Origin of the sequence: Phenylobacterium sp., from assembly GCF_016793225.1 — a bacterium.
Classification (GTDB): domain Bacteria; phylum Pseudomonadota; class Alphaproteobacteria; order Caulobacterales; family Caulobacteraceae; genus Phenylobacterium.
In genome coordinates this window covers 1-15,560 of sequence record NZ_JAEUMN010000040.1, presented here as the reverse complement: position 1 = coordinate 15,560, position 15,560 = coordinate 1, and the positions used below count along the sequence as shown (strand labels likewise).

General features: G+C 68.2%; 16 protein-coding genes. 9 read left to right on the top strand and 7 right to left on the bottom strand.

What is annotated here, in order from left to right; genetic code table 11:
* On the bottom strand, positions 1–836 hold an 836-nt coding region (locus tag JNK30_RS04525; RefSeq protein ID WP_293480596.1), incomplete at its 3' end, for a copper ion binding protein.
* Positions 837–1,351: 515 nt separating this feature from the next.
* On the opposite strand from JNK30_RS04525, the gene JNK30_RS04520 reads away from it, so the two are divergent.
* From JNK30_RS04520 to JNK30_RS04480, 9 genes are all read left to right on the top strand, one after another.
* Positions 1,352–4,021: a TonB-dependent receptor gene (locus tag JNK30_RS04520; RefSeq protein ID WP_293480594.1), complete on the top strand. Its 2,670-nt coding sequence runs from the start codon at positions 1,352–1,354 to the stop codon at positions 4,019–4,021.
* Positions 4,022–4,086: 65 nt separating this feature from the next.
* On the top strand, positions 4,087–4,791 hold the full coding sequence (locus tag JNK30_RS04515; RefSeq protein WP_293480592.1) for a PepSY domain-containing protein: 705 nt from the start codon (positions 4,087–4,089) through the stop codon (positions 4,789–4,791).
* Between the two features lie 4 nt (positions 4,792–4,795).
* Positions 4,796–5,557 (top strand): PepSY domain-containing protein, encoded by a 762-nt coding sequence (locus tag JNK30_RS04510; protein ID WP_293480590.1) that lies wholly within the window; start codon positions 4,796–4,798, stop codon positions 5,555–5,557.
* 64 nt (positions 5,558–5,621) lie between these two features.
* On the top strand, positions 5,622–6,260 hold the full coding sequence (locus tag JNK30_RS04505; RefSeq protein ID WP_293480588.1) for a cupin domain-containing protein: 639 nt from the start codon (positions 5,622–5,624) through the stop codon (positions 6,258–6,260).
* The gene (locus tag JNK30_RS04500; RefSeq protein WP_293480586.1) at positions 6,260–7,264 is read left to right on the top strand and encodes a hypothetical protein; all 1,005 of its coding nucleotides are present in this window, start codon (positions 6,260–6,262) and stop codon (positions 7,262–7,264) included. Before JNK30_RS04505 ends, JNK30_RS04500 begins: the two co-directional genes overlap by 1 nt.
* Before the next feature lie 138 nt (positions 7,265–7,402).
* On the top strand, positions 7,403–7,717 hold the full coding sequence (locus JNK30_RS04495) for a DUF5666 domain-containing protein (RefSeq protein WP_293480584.1): 315 nt from the start codon (positions 7,403–7,405) through the stop codon (positions 7,715–7,717).
* A gap of 29 nt (positions 7,718–7,746) precedes the next feature.
* Complete coding sequence (locus tag JNK30_RS04490; protein WP_293480582.1) at positions 7,747–8,463, top strand: HupE/UreJ family protein; 717 nt, start codon at positions 7,747–7,749, stop codon at positions 8,461–8,463.
* Positions 8,463–9,137, top strand: a complete 675-nt coding sequence (locus JNK30_RS04485; RefSeq protein WP_293480580.1) for a hypothetical protein — start codon at positions 8,463–8,465, stop codon at positions 9,135–9,137. Before JNK30_RS04490 ends, JNK30_RS04485 begins: the two co-directional genes overlap by 1 nt.
* Positions 9,138–9,157: 20 nt before the next feature.
* Positions 9,158–9,976 (top strand): DUF4198 domain-containing protein, encoded by an 819-nt coding sequence (locus JNK30_RS04480; RefSeq protein WP_293480579.1) that lies wholly within the window; start codon positions 9,158–9,160, stop codon positions 9,974–9,976.
* A gap of 99 nt (positions 9,977–10,075) precedes the next feature.
* On the opposite strand, the gene JNK30_RS04475 is transcribed toward JNK30_RS04480, so the two are convergent.
* From JNK30_RS04475 to hutH, 6 genes are all read right to left on the bottom strand, one after another.
* On the bottom strand, positions 10,076–10,588 hold the full coding sequence (locus tag JNK30_RS04475; protein ID WP_293480577.1) for a hypothetical protein: 513 nt from the start codon (positions 10,586–10,588) through the stop codon (positions 10,076–10,078).
* 1 nt (position 10,589) lies between these two features.
* Complete coding sequence (locus tag JNK30_RS04470; RefSeq protein ID WP_293480575.1) at positions 10,590–11,069, bottom strand: hypothetical protein; 480 nt, start codon at positions 11,067–11,069, stop codon at positions 10,590–10,592.
* A 102-nt stretch (positions 11,070–11,171) separates the two neighbouring features.
* Positions 11,172–11,750 carry a HutD family protein gene (locus tag JNK30_RS04465; protein WP_293480574.1) on the bottom strand — a complete coding sequence of 193 codons (579 nt, stop codon included), beginning with the start codon at positions 11,748–11,750 and terminating at the stop codon, positions 11,172–11,174.
* Positions 11,747–13,414, bottom strand: coding sequence for a urocanate hydratase (gene hutU, locus JNK30_RS04460; RefSeq protein ID WP_293480573.1), 1,668 nt, complete (start codon positions 13,412–13,414; stop codon positions 11,747–11,749). Before hutU ends, JNK30_RS04465 begins: the two co-directional genes overlap by 4 nt.
* Complete coding sequence (hutG, locus tag JNK30_RS04455) at positions 13,411–14,223, bottom strand: N-formylglutamate deformylase (RefSeq protein WP_293480571.1); 813 nt, start codon at positions 14,221–14,223, stop codon at positions 13,411–13,413. The genes hutU and hutG overlap by 4 nt, the downstream gene beginning before the upstream one ends.
* Positions 14,220–15,560 (bottom strand): histidine ammonia-lyase (hutH, locus tag JNK30_RS04450; RefSeq protein ID WP_293480569.1); only part of this gene is annotated, 1,341 nt, incomplete at its 5' end. The genes hutH and hutG, both read right to left, overlap by 4 nt.

Below are 15,560 nucleotides of genomic sequence, written 5' to 3'. Positions count from 1 at the left end.
ACGATCACGGCCGCGGCCTCGTAGTAGACGTGGTCGGCGCCGGCCGGCAGCAGAGCTGGCGCGAAGGTCGCCACGGCGGAGTAGGCGAAGGCCGCGCTGGCGCCGAGAACCACCAGGGAATTCATGTCCGGGGTGCGCCGGATGAGGTTCGGGACGCCCTTGCGGTAGAAGCGCAGGCCCGGCCCGAAGAGCACCAGGGCCGCCAGCGCGAAGCTCATCAAGCGCCAGGGCTGCTCGCCAATCGTCGTGGCGAGCCAGTGGTGGACGCCCGGCAGGGAATGGCGGGTCATCTCCACCAGGAACAGAGGCGCCGTGGCCAGCGACGTCACGAGGACGGCGCGCTTCAGGCCGGAGATCTCGGCGGTGCGGGCCGCCTGCTCGCGGTCCGTCTGGTCGGGTGTGGCCGCTTCGGCCGGCGCGGCTTGGTAGCCCGCGGTAACAACGGCCTGGATCAGGGCCGCGCTGTCGGGACCACCCTCCAGAACGCGCACCCGCGCCCGTTCCGTGGCGAGGTTCACCTCCGCGCCGAGCACGCCCGGGACCGCTGCGAGCGCGCGCTCCACACGGCCGACACAGCTCGCGCAGGTCATGCCGCCGATCCTCAGCTCGATCTCCGTCTCCAGAGGCTCGTAGCCGGCGCGGCGTATGGCGTCGGCGACGGCCTGGGCGGAACCTCCCGGGCTCAGGGCTACGCGGGCGCGCTCGGCGGCCAGGTTGACGCTGGCCTGCGCCACGCCGGGGACGGCAGCGATCGCCTTCTCCACGCGGCTGACGCAGCTCGCGCAAGTCATACCGAGGACCGGAATGTCGAACGGCTCGAGGGTGGTTTCGGGCATGGGCGTGGCTCCTGAACTCAACGCCCGCCCCAGATGGGGCCTCCCATCATGGGAAGGTCAAGAGCAGCCTTCGTCGCCGGCGACTCATCCTGAATCCTTCCAGCAATAGGAAGGTTGTCGTTCTGCCGGCTCATCCCGACCTGCAACGTCACGGCGAGCTTGACATCGTTCCCACGCGCGCAAGGTGAAGTGGACGCTGGGTCAGGCTGTTCTTCTGTGCTTCCCGATGTCTATTAAGTTGGCGCCACAGGCGGGCGCCACCGTTTCTTCAGTTGTGCGAAGAAAGACGAGTTATCGCCAAGTGCGTACCTGTTGCGGGCATTTTATTGCCTGGCTAGCTCGCGAACGTCACCGTGAGACCCGGCTTCACGGAAATGTCGCAAGTTCGTTCCGCCGCGCGCTGTTCATTATGTATATACATAGCTTGACTCCCGGCCTGCGCCGACCGGACAAATGCGGCAGGTCGGAACGCTGAGCCCGAAACGGGCGTGGTGTCGGGGCAACAGGGGGTAGTCATGACTGCAATTTCCAAGCGTCTCCTGTTCGCGAGCGCCTGTGTGTCGCTGGCGATGATGGGAAGTGCGGCCGTCGCCGCCGAGGAGACCTCCAACGTCGATGAAGTCGTCGTCACCGGCAGCCGCATCAAGCGCGCGGATATCGAGGGGGTCGGGCCGGCCACGGTCATCGGCGCGCCGGAGATCGCCAAGACCGGCATCGTGAATGTCGAGACGATGCTTCAGCGCCTGCCGGCCGCGGCAGGCTATTCTGGCGGTCAGGGCAACGCCTATTGGGCGGCCCGGGGCTGGGGTACGGCGACCGTCAACCTGCGCGGCCTCGGCATCAACCGGACGCTCGTGCTGCTCAACGGCCGCCGCCTCGTCAATGGCGGCACCGGCGCGAACAGCGCGCCTGACCTCAACACTATTCCCGCATCGATCATCGGCCGGATCGAGGTGCTGAAGGACGGCGCCTCGGCGATCTACGGCACCGACGCGGTGGCCGGCGTCGTGAACATCATCACGCGCACCGACATTGAGGGCTTCGAAGTCTCGGCCCGCTACGGGGTGAGCGACGAGGGCGACGGCACCGACTTCACGGCCGATGCGGCCTACGGCCTTCGCAACGAGCGCGGCGGCCTGCAGTTCGCGGCCAGCTACCAGGTGACCCAGCCGGTCAACATGTTCAGCCGCGCCGGCTGTCAGAAGAGCGGCGCGACGGGGACCCTGATCTGCCTCGGCAGTGGCTCCACCGCCGGTGGGCGCGCGTCGCTGCCCAACGGCCAGATCATCAACTTCACGGGCGGCAACGCCTTCGAGCCGTACAGCGCCGCGCGGCACGGCTTCCAGGCCAACAACTACCTCAACGCGGTCAATCCGCTCGAACGCCTGACCACCGGGGTGTTCGGTGACTACCAGGTCACGGACGGCATCCAGCTCTTCGGGGAGCTCCTCTACACCCATCGCAAGACCGATCAGAGCTCGTCCCCCGGCACCCTTACCAATCTGATCGTCGCGGCCAACAACCCGACCAACCCGACGGGTCAGCAGGTCACGGTGATCCAGCGCCGCCTGGTCGAGGCCGGCTCGCGCGTCGCGTTCCAGGAGACCAACACCTACCAGGCGACCGCCGGAGCCCGCGGCAAGTTCTGGAAGGACTGGACCTGGGAGCTGGCCGGCAACTACGGCCGCAGCACCGGCACCGACGGCTTCACCAACATCGCCAACCGCCAGAACATCGCCAACACGCTCAACACCGCCGTCTGCTCGTTCGCGGCGGGGGCGGCAATCCCCTGCGCCGACTACCTCGGCCCGGGCGATGTCTCCCCGGCGGTGCTGAAGTACATCCTGGCCACCACCATCGACACCGGCGGCAACGAGACGACGAACTTCAGCTTCGACACGACCGGTACGCTCTTCGAACTTCCCGCCGGGCCGCTGCAGGCCGCCGCGGGCGTCATGTACCGCAAGGACTCGGGCTTCCGGAATCCGGACAACCTGATCGTGCTGGGCATCGCCAACTCCAATCAGCAGAGCCCCATCAAGGGCTCAGTCGAGGCGGTCGAAGGCTACGCCGAGCTCAGCGTCCCGCTGCTCAAGGACCTGCCGATGGTGGAAGCGCTGCGCTTCGACGGCGCGATCCGCTACTCGGACTACAAGCGTTTCGGCAGCGACGTGAACTACAAGGCCGGCCTCGACTGGTCGGTGGGCTACGGCCTGCGGGCTCGCGCGACCTGGGGCACCGCCTTCCGCGTGCCGAACGTGGCCGAGCTCTTCAGTGGTGTCACCCAAGGCCAACTGACCACGACCGACCCCTGCAGCCGCTATGCGACCAGCACGAACGCGACGCTGGTGGCCAACTGCCGGGCGACCGGGGTGCCGGCGAACTACATCCAGCCGAACAACGCGATCCTGACGACCACCGGCGGCAATGTGAACCTGACGCCGGAAGAGGCCGAGACCTTGACCTTGGGCCTGGTCTTCGAGCCCGAGTTCGTGCCCGGCCTGTCGCTGACGTTCGACTACTTCAAGATCGACATCGACAACGCGATCCGGTCCATCACCGGCTCGACCAAGCTCTCCGTCTGCTACAACACCCCGAACCTCGCCCACCCGTTCTGTTCGGCCGACAACTTCACCCGTGTCGCGCTGACCGGCGAGGTCAACTTCCTGTCCTCGCAGCAGGTGAACGTCGGCGCCGAGACGGTGAAGGGCTACGACGCCGCGGCGACCTACGCCTTCGACGTGATGGACCTCCGTGCGACGGTGCAGGGCAGCGTCACCTACCTGAAGGAATACACCATCGTCCCGTTCCCGGGCGGGGCGCCGATCATCTACCGCGGCCGCATCGGCGGCGGGATTGGCGGCTATCCGAAGTGGCGGGGGCTGACGTCGCTGACGCTCGACGACGACAAGTGGAGCGCGAGCTACACCGTCCAGTGGATCGGCAAGGCCATCGACGTCAACGCGGCGCCGACGGCGCTCGGCTACCGCACGCCCAACGTCTTCTACCACAACGCCCAGTTCGCTTACCGGCTGAAGGAAGACGCCACCGTGGCCCTCGGGATCGACAACATATTCGAGGAGGATGCGCCGTTCCTGCCCAGCTTCACGGACGGTAACACCGACACCTTCGTCTACGACCTGGTCGGTCGGCGTGGCTACGTTCGCCTGACGTACAAGTTCTAGCCTGTCCCCCCTGAGGCGCTGGCGGGACCCCACACCCTGCCGGCGCCTCCCTCTGGGTTCGATCCATGATCCGCCTGCCCGCTCTCGCGCGCTCCACGCACAAGTGGCTGGCGCTCTTCGTCGGCCTCCAGGCCGTCCTCTGGACTGCCGGCGGCATCTACATGACGGCCGTCCACATCGACATCATTCATGGCGACCGGCTGGTGAAGGCGGCGCCTCAGTCCGCGCTGGCGTTGACCGGTCTGGTCGAGCCCGCGCATCTCGCCCACCTGGCGCCGGGCCTGAAGAGCGCCCGCCTGGAGACCCAGCTGGGGCGCGCCGTCTATGTGGTCGATGCGTCGGACGGCAAAGCGCTGTTCGATGCGCGGACCGGGGAGAAGCTGTCGCCGCTGGGCAAGGCCGGGGCCGAGGCGCGGGCCAAGGCGCTGTTCGCGGAGTCAGGCGCCATCGTCAGCGCAGAGTACCTGACCAAGGCGCCGCTCGAGATGCAGACCCGGCCCGTGCCGGTGTGGCGGGTCGAGTTCGAGGGCGCCTGGCGACCGACCTTCTACATCTCGCCGTACACCGGCGAGCTGGTGACCCGTCGGCACGATCTTTGGCGGCTGTTCGACGTGGTCTGGATGCTGCACATCATGGATTACGATGACCGCCAGGACGTGAACAACGTCCTGCTGCAAGGCTTCACTTGGCTCGCCGTCCTGGGGTCCGCGACGGGCGGATGGCTGCTGCTCTACAGTTTCCGGCGCCGTCGCCGGCGGAAGGCGGCCTGACGCCATGTTCCTGGTCCGCACCCTCCACAAGTGGTTTGGCCTCGTCCTGGGCCTGCAGTTCCTGATCTGGGCCCTGAGCGGCGCGGTCATGGCGATCCTCGACCATCACAAGGTGAGCGGCGAGCACGCACTCCTGCCGGTCGCCCACCTGACCGCCGCTCCGAACCCGCGGCCCCTGGCGGATGTCGAAGCCGCCGTCGGCGCTCCGGTCATCACGCTCGAACTCAAGCCGCTGTTCGACCGATGGGTCTATCAGGCGACGACCCCGAACGGGGTTCGCCTGCTCGATGCCGGGACGGCGACGCCGTTCGAGGTGGACGCAGCAGCGGCCCGATCGCTTGCGGTTGCGCGCTACGCGGGGTCGGCGCAGGTCGAGGCCGTTCGGCTCGTGGAGGACTCGACCCACGAGACGCGCGACATGGTGCGTCCCGTCTGGCGCGTCGCCTTTGCGGACGCCGACAACACGGCGTTGTTTGTCTCGCGCGCCACCGGCGAAGTGCTGGGGGCGAAAACGGACACCTGGCGGCTATGGGACATCGCCTGGATGCTCCACATCATGAACTACGGCGACCGCCAGAGTTTCAACCATCCGCTGATCGTCACGGTCGCGACGGGCGTGACGTGGCTGGCGTTGAGCGGGATGATCCTGCTGTTCCGCGCCTTCCGACCCTCCGACGTCGCCTGGATCGCCGCGCCGTTCGAACGGCTTGCCGCGCGCCGACGTGGGCGCGCACGTCTCATCCGGACGCCATCGGCTGGCGAATGAGACACCCGTCATCTCCAACCCGCGCAGGACCTCTCCTGATCGGACAACACGAAAGGGTATCCAAGTGAGGCTCGCCACGATCCTGATCTCGTGCCTGCTGCCGGCGACGGCCTTCGCCCAGACGGCCGCCGTCAAGCCGAAGACCACGGTGCCGGCCACCGATATCTCGCCGTCCTACGTTCAGCTTGCGACGAACGTGGAAGTGATCCCGAACATCGAGGACGCGGTGAAGGGCAAGGCCGCGATCCCGACCCACGAGGGGACCTTCGGGGCGCTGCTGTTCGCGGAGGAGACGCGTGCGTTCTTCATCGAACTGCAGCCCGGCATGTTCCTGGCCGAGCACCCGCACGACATCGGCAGCATCATCTACACCGTGCGTGGCAAGTGGGTGCTGGCCAGCGAGCACAAGCGCCAGGTGATGCAGGCCGGGTCGCTCTTCCGCTTCGGCGACAACATGCCGACCGGCTGGGAAGCGCCTTTCAACGAGCCCGCGCTGCTGTTGGTCGTCAAGCCCAAGGGCGAGACCAAGGACTACGAGGTCTTCAGCCGCGGTCTGAAGGCAATGCAGTCCTCGACCGACAAGGACCGCAAGGCCGGCAAGATGCAATTCTACTACAGCGAGCTGAAGCCGGACGATCCGGCGATCGCCTTCGCGCGCAGCGTGAACCCGAACTTCGACGCCGTCCTGAAGATCAAGCCGTAATGGGAGCGCTGCCCGTGCAGACCTCGCGCCGCCTGCTGGCGGCTCTGGCGGCGCTGTGCCTGCACGGCGCAGCGACCGCCCCCGTGCTCGCGGCTCCGGCCGCAAAGCCAGTGGCCTGGAAGGCCGTCCCGTCCGTCGACCTGGCCGCCTTCAACAAGGATCTGGAGCCCGGCAAGCTCACGATGGATGTGGTGATCTACATGCCGTCGAACTTCGATCCGGACTTCAACAAACTGACCCTGGAGCAGATGCTGCAGGGCGTACGGGCGGCCAAGGAAATCTACCGGCCGACCGGGGTGCAGATCAATCTCGTGGCGGTCAAGACCGGGGCGATCGAGCCACGGTTTCTGGCCATACAGGCCAACGAGATCCCGAGGGTGCCCGACACCGAGTACATCAACATGTACCAAGGCAACACGCGCCATCCCAGCGAGCTGACCGGCATGGCGCTCCAGGCCTTCCAGAGCATCATCGAGCCCCGGAAGGACAGCGATCGCACCATCTACCTCATCGGACTTCAGGACGTCATCATGCCGTTCCTCGACCGATCCGACGCCCGGAACTGGACGGTCAAGATGGTGCGCACCGGCGGACTGTCGTTCCCGTCCTACTCGTATTGGAACACCATCCCGCGGGCCTATCGGGGGGCGATCACCATCGACAATCTCTCGACCGCCAGCCGGGCGCGGCGGACCATCGCCCACGAGATCGGCCACAAGGTCATGAACGTGAGCCACGAGTACAAGGAGACGAGCCCTGCGCACGAGGTCTACGCCGACGGGGGCCTGATGCTCTACGGCTCTGGCGAGGATATCCCGTCGGGCGCCGCGGGCCGGTGGCACCTGGAGCGGCTGCTGATGTCGCCGTATCTCTATCGCCTGAAGAGCGATGGGACCAAGCAGTGGAACCCCGACTACAAGGACGGCGGCCACTACTATGACCCGCTCTACGGCGACAAGGTGGTGCGCTTCAAGGGCACGCCCAACATGGACCCGAACTGGTGATCCCAGCGAGATCGGCCAGGCGGGACTCGCCTCGCGGACCGACGCTACCGGCTTCGCCGCCCGCCTTCAGCGCCGGCCGTGACCGGGCCGGCTGAGACGCCGTTCCGAAATCCCCGCTCATCTGTTCTGGAGACAACGATGTACAAAATCCTCGCCCCGCTCGCCGCCGTCGCGATGCTCCTTGTGGCCGTGCCTGCCGCCGCCCACGACGAGAAGCCGGTGACCGGCCAGGTCACCGCGGTGACGGCCAAGTCGATCAACATCAAGATGAGCGATGGGCAGGTCGTGACCCTGGAGGTCGACAGCAACACCCGCGTGATGAAGGACGGCAAGCGGCTGACCCCCAAGGATGTGAAGGTCGGGCAGTCGGTGAAGGCGCTCGGCTTCGGCGACAGCCTCAAGGACCTTGTGGCCATCGACGTAACGATCACCGCCCCGGGCAAGGGCGGCTGAGGCCGCCAGCGACTCCTCGATCGCCGCTCGTGAAAGCCTCCCTCCTCAAAGGCCCTGGCCGCCTGCCGCTCGGCGCCGTCCTGGTGCTCGCGCTTCTGGCGGCCGGGCCGGCCCTGGCCCACGGAATCGGCGGCAAGGACGCCGCCTTCGTGGCCGCGACCACCGGGCCCGACGTCATCCCGTTCCTGTACCTGGGCGCCAAGCACATGGTGACGGGGTACGACCACCTGCTGTTCATCCTGGGCGTTATCTTCTTCCTCTACCGGATGAAGGACGTCGCCCTCTACGTGACGCTGTTCTCGGTCGGTCACTCCCTGACCCTGCTGGCCGGCGTCCTCGGGCAGATCGCGGTGAACCCCTACCTGGTGGACGCGGTGATCGGCCTGTCAGTGGCCTACAAGGCCTTCGACAACCTCGGCGGCTTCCGCACGCTGTTCGGCGTGCAGCCCGATCCCAGGGCGGCCACCTTCGGCTTCGGCCTGATCCACGGCTTCGGCCTGGCGACCAAGCTGCAGGCGCTCGAGCTGCCGCCGAACGGGCTGATCATCAACATGCTGTCGTTCAACGTCGGCGTGGAGATCGGCCAGATGATCGCGCTCACCTTCATGCTGGCGCTGATCATGGTCTTGCGGACGCTTCCCGCCTACCGGCGCATGTCCGTCGCCGCCAACGTCCTGCTCATGCTGGCAGGGTTCGTCCTCATAGGCTTCCAACTCGGCGGCCTCGTCTACGGAGACCCGGCGTGATGTCGGACGCGAAATCCCCCCCGCCGCCAGCCGACGCGACCGCGCCGTCGAAGCGCACCCTGCTCGTGTCGATTGGCGCCGCGGCCGCAGTGGCGGTCGTCATCACCTTCGCCGCCGTCCTGCCGGCGGAGTACAACAAGGACCCGCTGGGCCTCGGCCACCTGACCGGGTTGTCGCGCCTCTGGGCGCCCCCTGAGGTCGTCGTGGCGCCCGCCGCGGCGGGCGCGCCGGCGGCCAGCCGCCAGCCCGCGGCGTTCCGCAGCGACACGTTCGAAATCCCGCTGGCTGCGGATGGCGACGAGGCCCGGCGCAACGCGCTGGAGTTCAAGGTCCGCCTGCCGAAGGGCGCAAGCCTGGTCTACAGCTGGCAGGCCGACGGCCTCGCGATCCCGGAGGACCTGATGTTCGACTTCCACGGCCATACCGTAGCGGCCGACGCCAAGGGCGGTCCGGTCAGCGTGGCCGACTACGAGAAGGCCAGCGGCGCGTCCGCCCATGGCGCCCTGACCGCGCCGGTCGACGGCATCCACGGCTGGTACTTCCGCAACCGCTCGGCCCAGCCGATCAAGGTCCGGCTGAAGCTGTCGGGCTTCTACCAGCTCGTGCCGTCCGGTGAGGAGGGCAACCTGCCGGGAATCCAGCCTGTGGGCGCGACGCCTCCCGCCGTGCCCTGAACCGACGAAGGAAGATCTCCATGACCCGCAAGCCGCTCCTGGCGCTCGCCCTCGGCGCGCTCGGGCTTTTCGCAAGCTCGGCCGGGGCCCATGAGATGTTCCTGAAGCCGGCGAAGTTTCATCTGGAGCCGGGCGCCAAGACGGCCGTCGCGCTGTTCAACGGCACGATCGACAAGAGCGAGAACCCGATCACGCGCGACCGCATGAAGGCGGTCTCGGTGGCGGCGGGCGGCAAGATCAGCGCCCCGCCGGCCACCCAATGGCGCGACGACCAGGTGACGTCCTACCTCGACCTGACCGTGGCGGCGCCCGGCACATATGTGGTCGGCGTGTCGACCGCGCCCAAGATCATTGAGCTCTCCGCGGACAACTTCGAGGAGTACCTGCAGCACGACGGCATCGAGGACACGCTCAAGGCGCGTCAGGCCGAGAAGGGTCCGCGGACGCCGGTTCGGGAGCGCTACTCGAAGCACGTGAAAACCATCCTGCAGGTTGGGGAGGCGCTGACCGACGACTACGCGCGGCCGCTGGGCTTCCCTGCCGAGATCCTGCTGGCGCAAAACCCTGCCGCGGTGAAGGTGGGCGACACGCTCGCCTTTCGGACGCTGATCAAGGGCCAGCCGATGGCCGGGCAGTTGGTCTATGCAAGCTATGAAGGCGCGCCCAACGGAAGCGGCCATGCCGGCGCAGCGAAGCTGCGCACCGACGCAGGCGGGGTCGCGTCCTTCAAGGTGACGGCCGCCGGGCGTTGGTACATCACCCTCATCAACATGCAGAAGGCGACGGGCGAGGCGACCTACGAGTCGAACTGGTCGACGCTGACCTTCGAAATCCGCTGATCGGTCCGCCGAACGGCCCCGCGGGTTCCAGCGCGCTGTCCGGAAGCCTGCGGTCACACCGCCCAGGGCCGCTGGAACCGGTCGGTTCCAGCGTGCCGCTTATCCGCAGACGAAGCACCAATGATAGGGCGGGCGGAACATGGTGATCAGCCGCCCAAAGGCGATCACCCCTACCCACGAAAGCAGGGAGATCGCCGCGATCACCTTGACGGGAAGGGGTGCGTCCTCATCCGTCCCCGCTTCACCGACCCGCCGCGGGAATGCGGTGTAGAACACCGCCACATTCGCACCAGCGATGCCCATGCAGGCCAGCTTCAGCCGGAACGCGGGATTGAACATGTACTGGTCCGGCGCACTGACGAAAAAGAGCAGTCCGGACAGGGCGCTCAACACGAAGGCCCCGACGCCGAAGGGGACCAACCCGTGGAGTGCGCGCATCGAAACAGTCCGCGCCAAGCCGAGTGCGCGGAGATCGAAGAGCCCCACCGAACCCAACAGCACCGACAGCGCGACGAAGTGGATCACCTCCACGGTGGGCCAGCCGAACGCGGTGTTCATGAAGGCGTAGATGCCGGTGGCGTGGCCGAACGCGGCGACGGAGTCTGCGCTCACCTCAACCCACCAGCAGCATCTTGTGGGTGTAGGCCAGGAACTTGCCGGCTGCGAGCGTCGCGATCCACAGCCCCGCTCCGAGCGCGGCGAGTTTCGGCGCCCAGCTCGGCGCCGAGGCGACGTCCGCGGTGAAGACGCGACGCTGCAGGTTCCAGGCGATCGCCGCCGCCGACGTGGCCATGGCGAGCTTCACATAGAAGAGGGGATTGGTGAGGGCCTTGGCGGGATACGCGGCCACCAGCAAGAGTCCGGAGACGGCCGCGGCCAGCAACGCCCAACCCAGGATTGGCGTAAGACGACCGAACGCCGGCAGCGACACAGTTGAGGCCAATCCGAACAGGCGCGCGCACGACGCAAGCGCCAGACCGACGATCGCGCCCATCGTCAACGTGTGAAGGATCAAGAGGGCGAACAAGGCCCAAGAGGACTCGCGCAGCCAGGTTGCGAACGCGCTCTGCTCCAACCAAGCGATCTGGTCCATGTCCTGCCGACGGCGCCTTCTCAAGCCCGAATTTGCGCTCCAGCTTCGCGGGAAGTCCAGCAACCTGCCGGTCCACACGCCGCTGGCGGCGGCAGACGACAGTCAGATGCGGTTGTCGGGAGTCGTCAGCCAGACGACGATTGCTTGAGCGTCGGCCGAGGCCTGGATGCTCCCAACGGCTTGCGACAAGAGGCCGTCGTGTCGGTGGAGCTCGTGAACCTCTCCGGCGCTGTGAACCGCGACGCCATCGGCGAGCGCGAAAACCAGACAGGCGCCGGCCGTTGGCGGAACGGTCAGGTGTGCGACCACCCGGTCGACGCGTGCGAAGGCTGCGCCGCGACGGGTCATCACGTTCAGGTCCAGCACGGGCCCCGCTGTCAGCTGCGCGGTGGTGAGGACCCCGCCGTCGAAGGCCAGGGGCGCACTGCGCGGCGAAAGGTCGAAGACACCGGCGTCCTGGATGGTCAGGCGCATGGCGCCTTCAAGAACCGTCAGCACGCGGTCGATGCCGGGGAAGCTGGAAAACGGCCCGTCCTCGCCCACTTCGGCCATGCTGACGCGCCAGGCGAAGTCATCGAAGCCCGACCCCGGCGGCCAGGCGGCGACCTCGCGGGTGACGCCGCCGCCGTTCTTCCAGGGGACGGCGGCGCGATCGGCGGCGCGGAGCAGGGTCAGCGTCACCCCAGGATGCCGGGCAGGTCGAGCTGCTTCTCGCGCGCCACCTGGAGCGCGATGTCGTAGCCGGCGTCGGCATGGCGCATGACGCCGGTGGCCGGGTCGTTCCAGAGCACGCGGGCGATCCGCTTGGCGGCGGCCTCGGTGCCGTCGCAGACGATGACCATGCCGGCGTGCTGCGAGAAGCCCATGCCCACCCCGCCACCGTGGTGCAGCGAGACCCAGGTGGCGCCCGAGGCGGTGTTCAAGAGCGCGTTCAGAAGCGGCCAGTCGGAGACCGCGTCGGTGCCGTCGCGCATGGCCTCGGTCTCGCGATTGGGCGAGGCGACGGAGCCGCTATCCAGGTGGTCGCGACCGATGACGATGGGGGCCTTCAACTCGCCCGAGGCGACCATTTCGTTGAACGCCAGGCCCAGCCGGTCGCGCTCGCCCAGGCCCACCCAGCAGATGCGGGCGGGCAGGCCCTGGAACTTGATCTTCCTGGCCGCCATGTCGAGCCAGTTGTGCAGGTGCGGATTGTCCGGGATCAGCTCCTTCACCTTGGCGTCGGTCTTGGCGATGTCTTCGGGATCGCCCGACAGCGCGGCCCAGCGGAACGGCCCGATACCCCGGCAGAACAGCGGGCGGATGTAGGCCGGCACGAAGCCCGGGAAGTCGAACGCGCCCTTGACCCCCGCCTCCTTGGCCATCTGGCGGATGTTGTTGCCATAGTCGACGGTCGGCACGCCGGCCGCCTGGAAGTCGAGCATCGCCTGCACGTGGATGGCCATGGACTCGCGGGCCGCCTCCTCGACCTGCTTCGGGTCCTGCGCCCGCATCGCCGCCCAGCGCTCCAGGCTCCAGCCCTTGGGCAGGTAGCCGTTCACCGGGTCATGGGCGCTGGTCTGGTCGGTCAACAGGTCGGGCCGCACGCCGCGCGCGAACAGTTCGGGCAGCAGCTCGCAGGCATTGCCCAGCAGCCCCACCGAGATCGGCGCCTTGTCGCGGCACGACTGCTCAATCCAGGCCAAGGCCTCATCGAGGTCCGTCGTCGCGCGGTCGAGGTAGCCGGTGCGCAGACGCATATCGATGCTGGACTGCTGGCACTCGATGGCCAGGCACGAGGCGCCCGCCATCACCGCCGCTAGTGGCTGGGCGCCGCCCATGCCGCCCAGGCCGGCGGTCAGCAGCCAGCGGCCCGAGAGGTCGCCCGCATAGTGCTGGCGGCCCATCTCGACGAAGGTCTCGTAGGTGCCCTGCACGATGCCCTGGGCGCCGATGTAGATCCACGAGCCGGCGGTCATCTGGCCGTACATGGCCAGGCCCTTGCGATCGAGTTCGTTGAAGTGGTCCCAGGTCGCCCAGCGCGGCACCAGGTTGGAGTTGGCGATCAGCACGCGCGGGGCGTCGGCATGGGTGCGGAACACGCCCACCGGCTTGCCCGACTGCACCAGCAAGGTTTCGTCGTCCTCCAGCCGCCGCAGCGTCTCGACGATCTTGTCGAAGCTCTCCCAGTCCCGTGCCGCCCGCCCGATCCCGCCATAGACCACCAGCTCCTCGGGCCGCTCGGCCACGTCGGGATGCAGGTTGTTCATCAGCATCCGCAGCGGCGCCTCGGTCAGCCAGCTCTTGCACGACAGCGCCGTGCCGGTGGCGGGCTTGATCACGCGGGTCTTGTCGAGGCGGGTCATGATTTGGCGAAGTCCAGGCAGGCGGTGAGCACGTTGGTCAGCGCCGCGCGCATCGGCGCGGCGCGGGTGTCGTCGTAGGGGGTGGGCCAGGTGTTCGCGGTCAGCAGGCCCGGCGGCTCGTCCATGTAGCCGCGGCAGGCCAGCTCCATCTGGATGGCGTGGACGCCGGCGTCCGGCCGGCCGTAGTGGCGCGTGGTCCAGCCCCCCTTGAAGCGGCCGTTGGTGATCCGGCTGAACGCGCTGGCGTCGCAGGCGGCCTCGACCGCCGCCGTCAGCGCAGGATCACAGCTCGCGCCAGAGTTCGTGCCAATGTTGAAGTTCGGCAGCAGGTCGTCGAACAGCCGCGGGATCGCCGAGCGGATCGAGTGGGCCTCGTACAGCACCACCTTGCCGTGAATGGCGCGCAGCCGATCCAGCTCGGCCCGTAAGGCGGCGTGGTAGGGATCGAAGTAGTCCGCGCGGCGCTGGGCAATCTCGGCCTCGTCGGGCTCACGCGTCCGGTACAGCGGCTCGCCGTCGAAGGTGGTGGTCGGGCAGAGGCTGGTGGTAGCCTGGTCGGGATAGAGCGAGGCACCGGACGGGTCGCGGTTAACGTCGATGACCGTGCGGCTGATCGCGGTGCGGATCGTGGTGGCGCCCAGCGAGGGTGCGAAGTCGTACAGCTTCTCGATCCACCAGTCGGCGTCCTTGCGCGCCAGCCACGGCGAGATCAGCCGCGCCGCCACGAAGGTCGGCAGCTCGGTCCCGGTGTGCGGGAAGCTCACGACCAGCGGCGCGTCGCCCCGGTGGATCTCCAGCCAGTCGGTCATGCCACCCCCGGCAGCGACAGCACCGCCGCCCTCACCACATCGCCCTCGCCCACCAGCCCGCCGGCCAGCGCGATGTCGGGGTGGAAGTGCCGGTCGTCCTCCAGGTGCGGGACGTAACCCCGCAGCAACTGCCGCACGCCCTCCAGCACCGGGCTGCTGCTGAGGGGGCTATGGAAGTCGCAGCCCTGCGCCGCCGCCAGCAGCTCGATCCCGATCACCGACTGCACGTTCTTGGCCATCGCCAGCAGCCGCCGCGCGCCGTGGGCGGCCATGGAGACGTGGTCCTCCTGGTTCGCCGACGTGGGGATGGAGTCGACGCTGGCCGGGTAGGCCATCTGCTTGTTCTCGGAGACCAGGGCTGCGGCCGTCACCTGCGGGATCATGAAGCCCGAGTTCAGGCCGGGCTTGGGCGTCAGGAACGCCGGCAGGCCCGACAGCGCCGGGTCCACCAGCATGGCCACCCGCCGCTCGGCCAGCGACCCGATTTCGCACAGCGTCAGCGCGATCATGTCGGCGGCGAAGGCCACCGGCTCGGCGTGGAAGTTGCCGCCCGACAGCGCCTCGTCGGTCCCAGGGTCTTCACCCACGAAGATCAGCGGATTGTCCGAGACCCCGTTGGCCTCGTAGCCCAGCGTGGTCGCCGCCTGGCGCAGCACGTCCAGCGCCGCGCCCATCACCTGCGGCTGGCAGCGCAGGCAGTAGGGATCCTGCACCCGCTCGTCGTCCTTCAGGTGCGACGCGCGGATCGCCGAGCCGGCCATCAGCGCCCGCAGCGCATCGCCCACCTCGATCTGCCCCGGCTGGCGGCGCAGCACGTGGATGCGGTGGTCGAAGGGGGTGTCCGAGCCCTTCGCCGCCTCGGTCGAGAGCGCGCCGGTGACCAGGGCCGTCTGGAACAGCCGCTCGGCCTCGAACAGCCCGGCCAGCGCATTGGCCGTCGAGAACTGGGTGCCGTTCAGCAGCGCCAGGCCTTCCTTCGGACCCAGCGTGAGCGGGGCGAGCCCGGCATCCGCCAGAGCCTGGGCGGCCGGCGTGCGGACGCCCGCCACATCGATCTCGCCCACCCCGATCATGGCGGCGGCCATGTGCGCCAGCGGGGCCAGGTCGCCCGAGGCGCCCACCGAGCCCTGGGCCGGGATCACCGGCGTCAGCCGTTGCGCCAGCAGGGCTTCCAGCAGCGCGATGGTGGCCGGCGCGACGCCCGACGCGCCCTGGGCCAGGCTGGCCAGCTTCAGCGCCAGCATCAGCCGTGCGATCGGTTCGGGCGACGGTTCGCCCACGCCCCCGGCGTGGCTGAGCACGATGTTGCGCTGGAGCGCAGCCAGGTCTTCGGGCCC

What these genes read in the sequence shown, in the direction of transcription:
- JNK30_RS04520 (WP_293480594.1), top strand. Translation starts at nt 1,352, where the DNA reads ATGACTGCAATTTCCAAGCGTCTCCTGTTCGCGAGCGCCTGTGTGTCG.
- JNK30_RS04515 (WP_293480592.1), top strand. Translation starts at nt 4,087, where the DNA reads ATGATCCGCCTGCCCGCTCTCGCGCGCTCCACGCACAAGTGGCTGGCG.
- JNK30_RS04510 (WP_293480590.1), top strand. Translation starts at nt 4,796, where the DNA reads ATGTTCCTGGTCCGCACCCTCCACAAGTGGTTTGGCCTCGTCCTGGGC.
- JNK30_RS04500 (WP_293480586.1), top strand. Translation starts at nt 6,260, where the DNA reads ATGGGAGCGCTGCCCGTGCAGACCTCGCGCCGCCTGCTGGCGGCTCTG.
- JNK30_RS04495 (WP_293480584.1), top strand. Translation starts at nt 7,403, where the DNA reads ATGTACAAAATCCTCGCCCCGCTCGCCGCCGTCGCGATGCTCCTTGTG.
- JNK30_RS04485 (WP_293480580.1), top strand. Translation starts at nt 8,463, where the DNA reads ATGTCGGACGCGAAATCCCCCCCGCCGCCAGCCGACGCGACCGCGCCG.
- JNK30_RS04480 (WP_293480579.1), top strand. Translation starts at nt 9,158, where the DNA reads ATGACCCGCAAGCCGCTCCTGGCGCTCGCCCTCGGCGCGCTCGGGCTT.
- JNK30_RS04470 (WP_293480575.1), bottom strand. Translation starts at nt 11,069, where the DNA reads ATGGACCAGATCGCTTGGTTGGAGCAGAGCGCGTTCGCAACCTGGCTG.
- hutU (WP_293480573.1), bottom strand. Translation starts at nt 13,414, where the DNA reads ATGACCCGCCTCGACAAGACCCGCGTGATCAAGCCCGCCACCGGCACG.
- hutG (WP_293480571.1), bottom strand. Translation starts at nt 14,223, where the DNA reads ATGACCGACTGGCTGGAGATCCACCGGGGCGACGCGCCGCTGGTCGTG.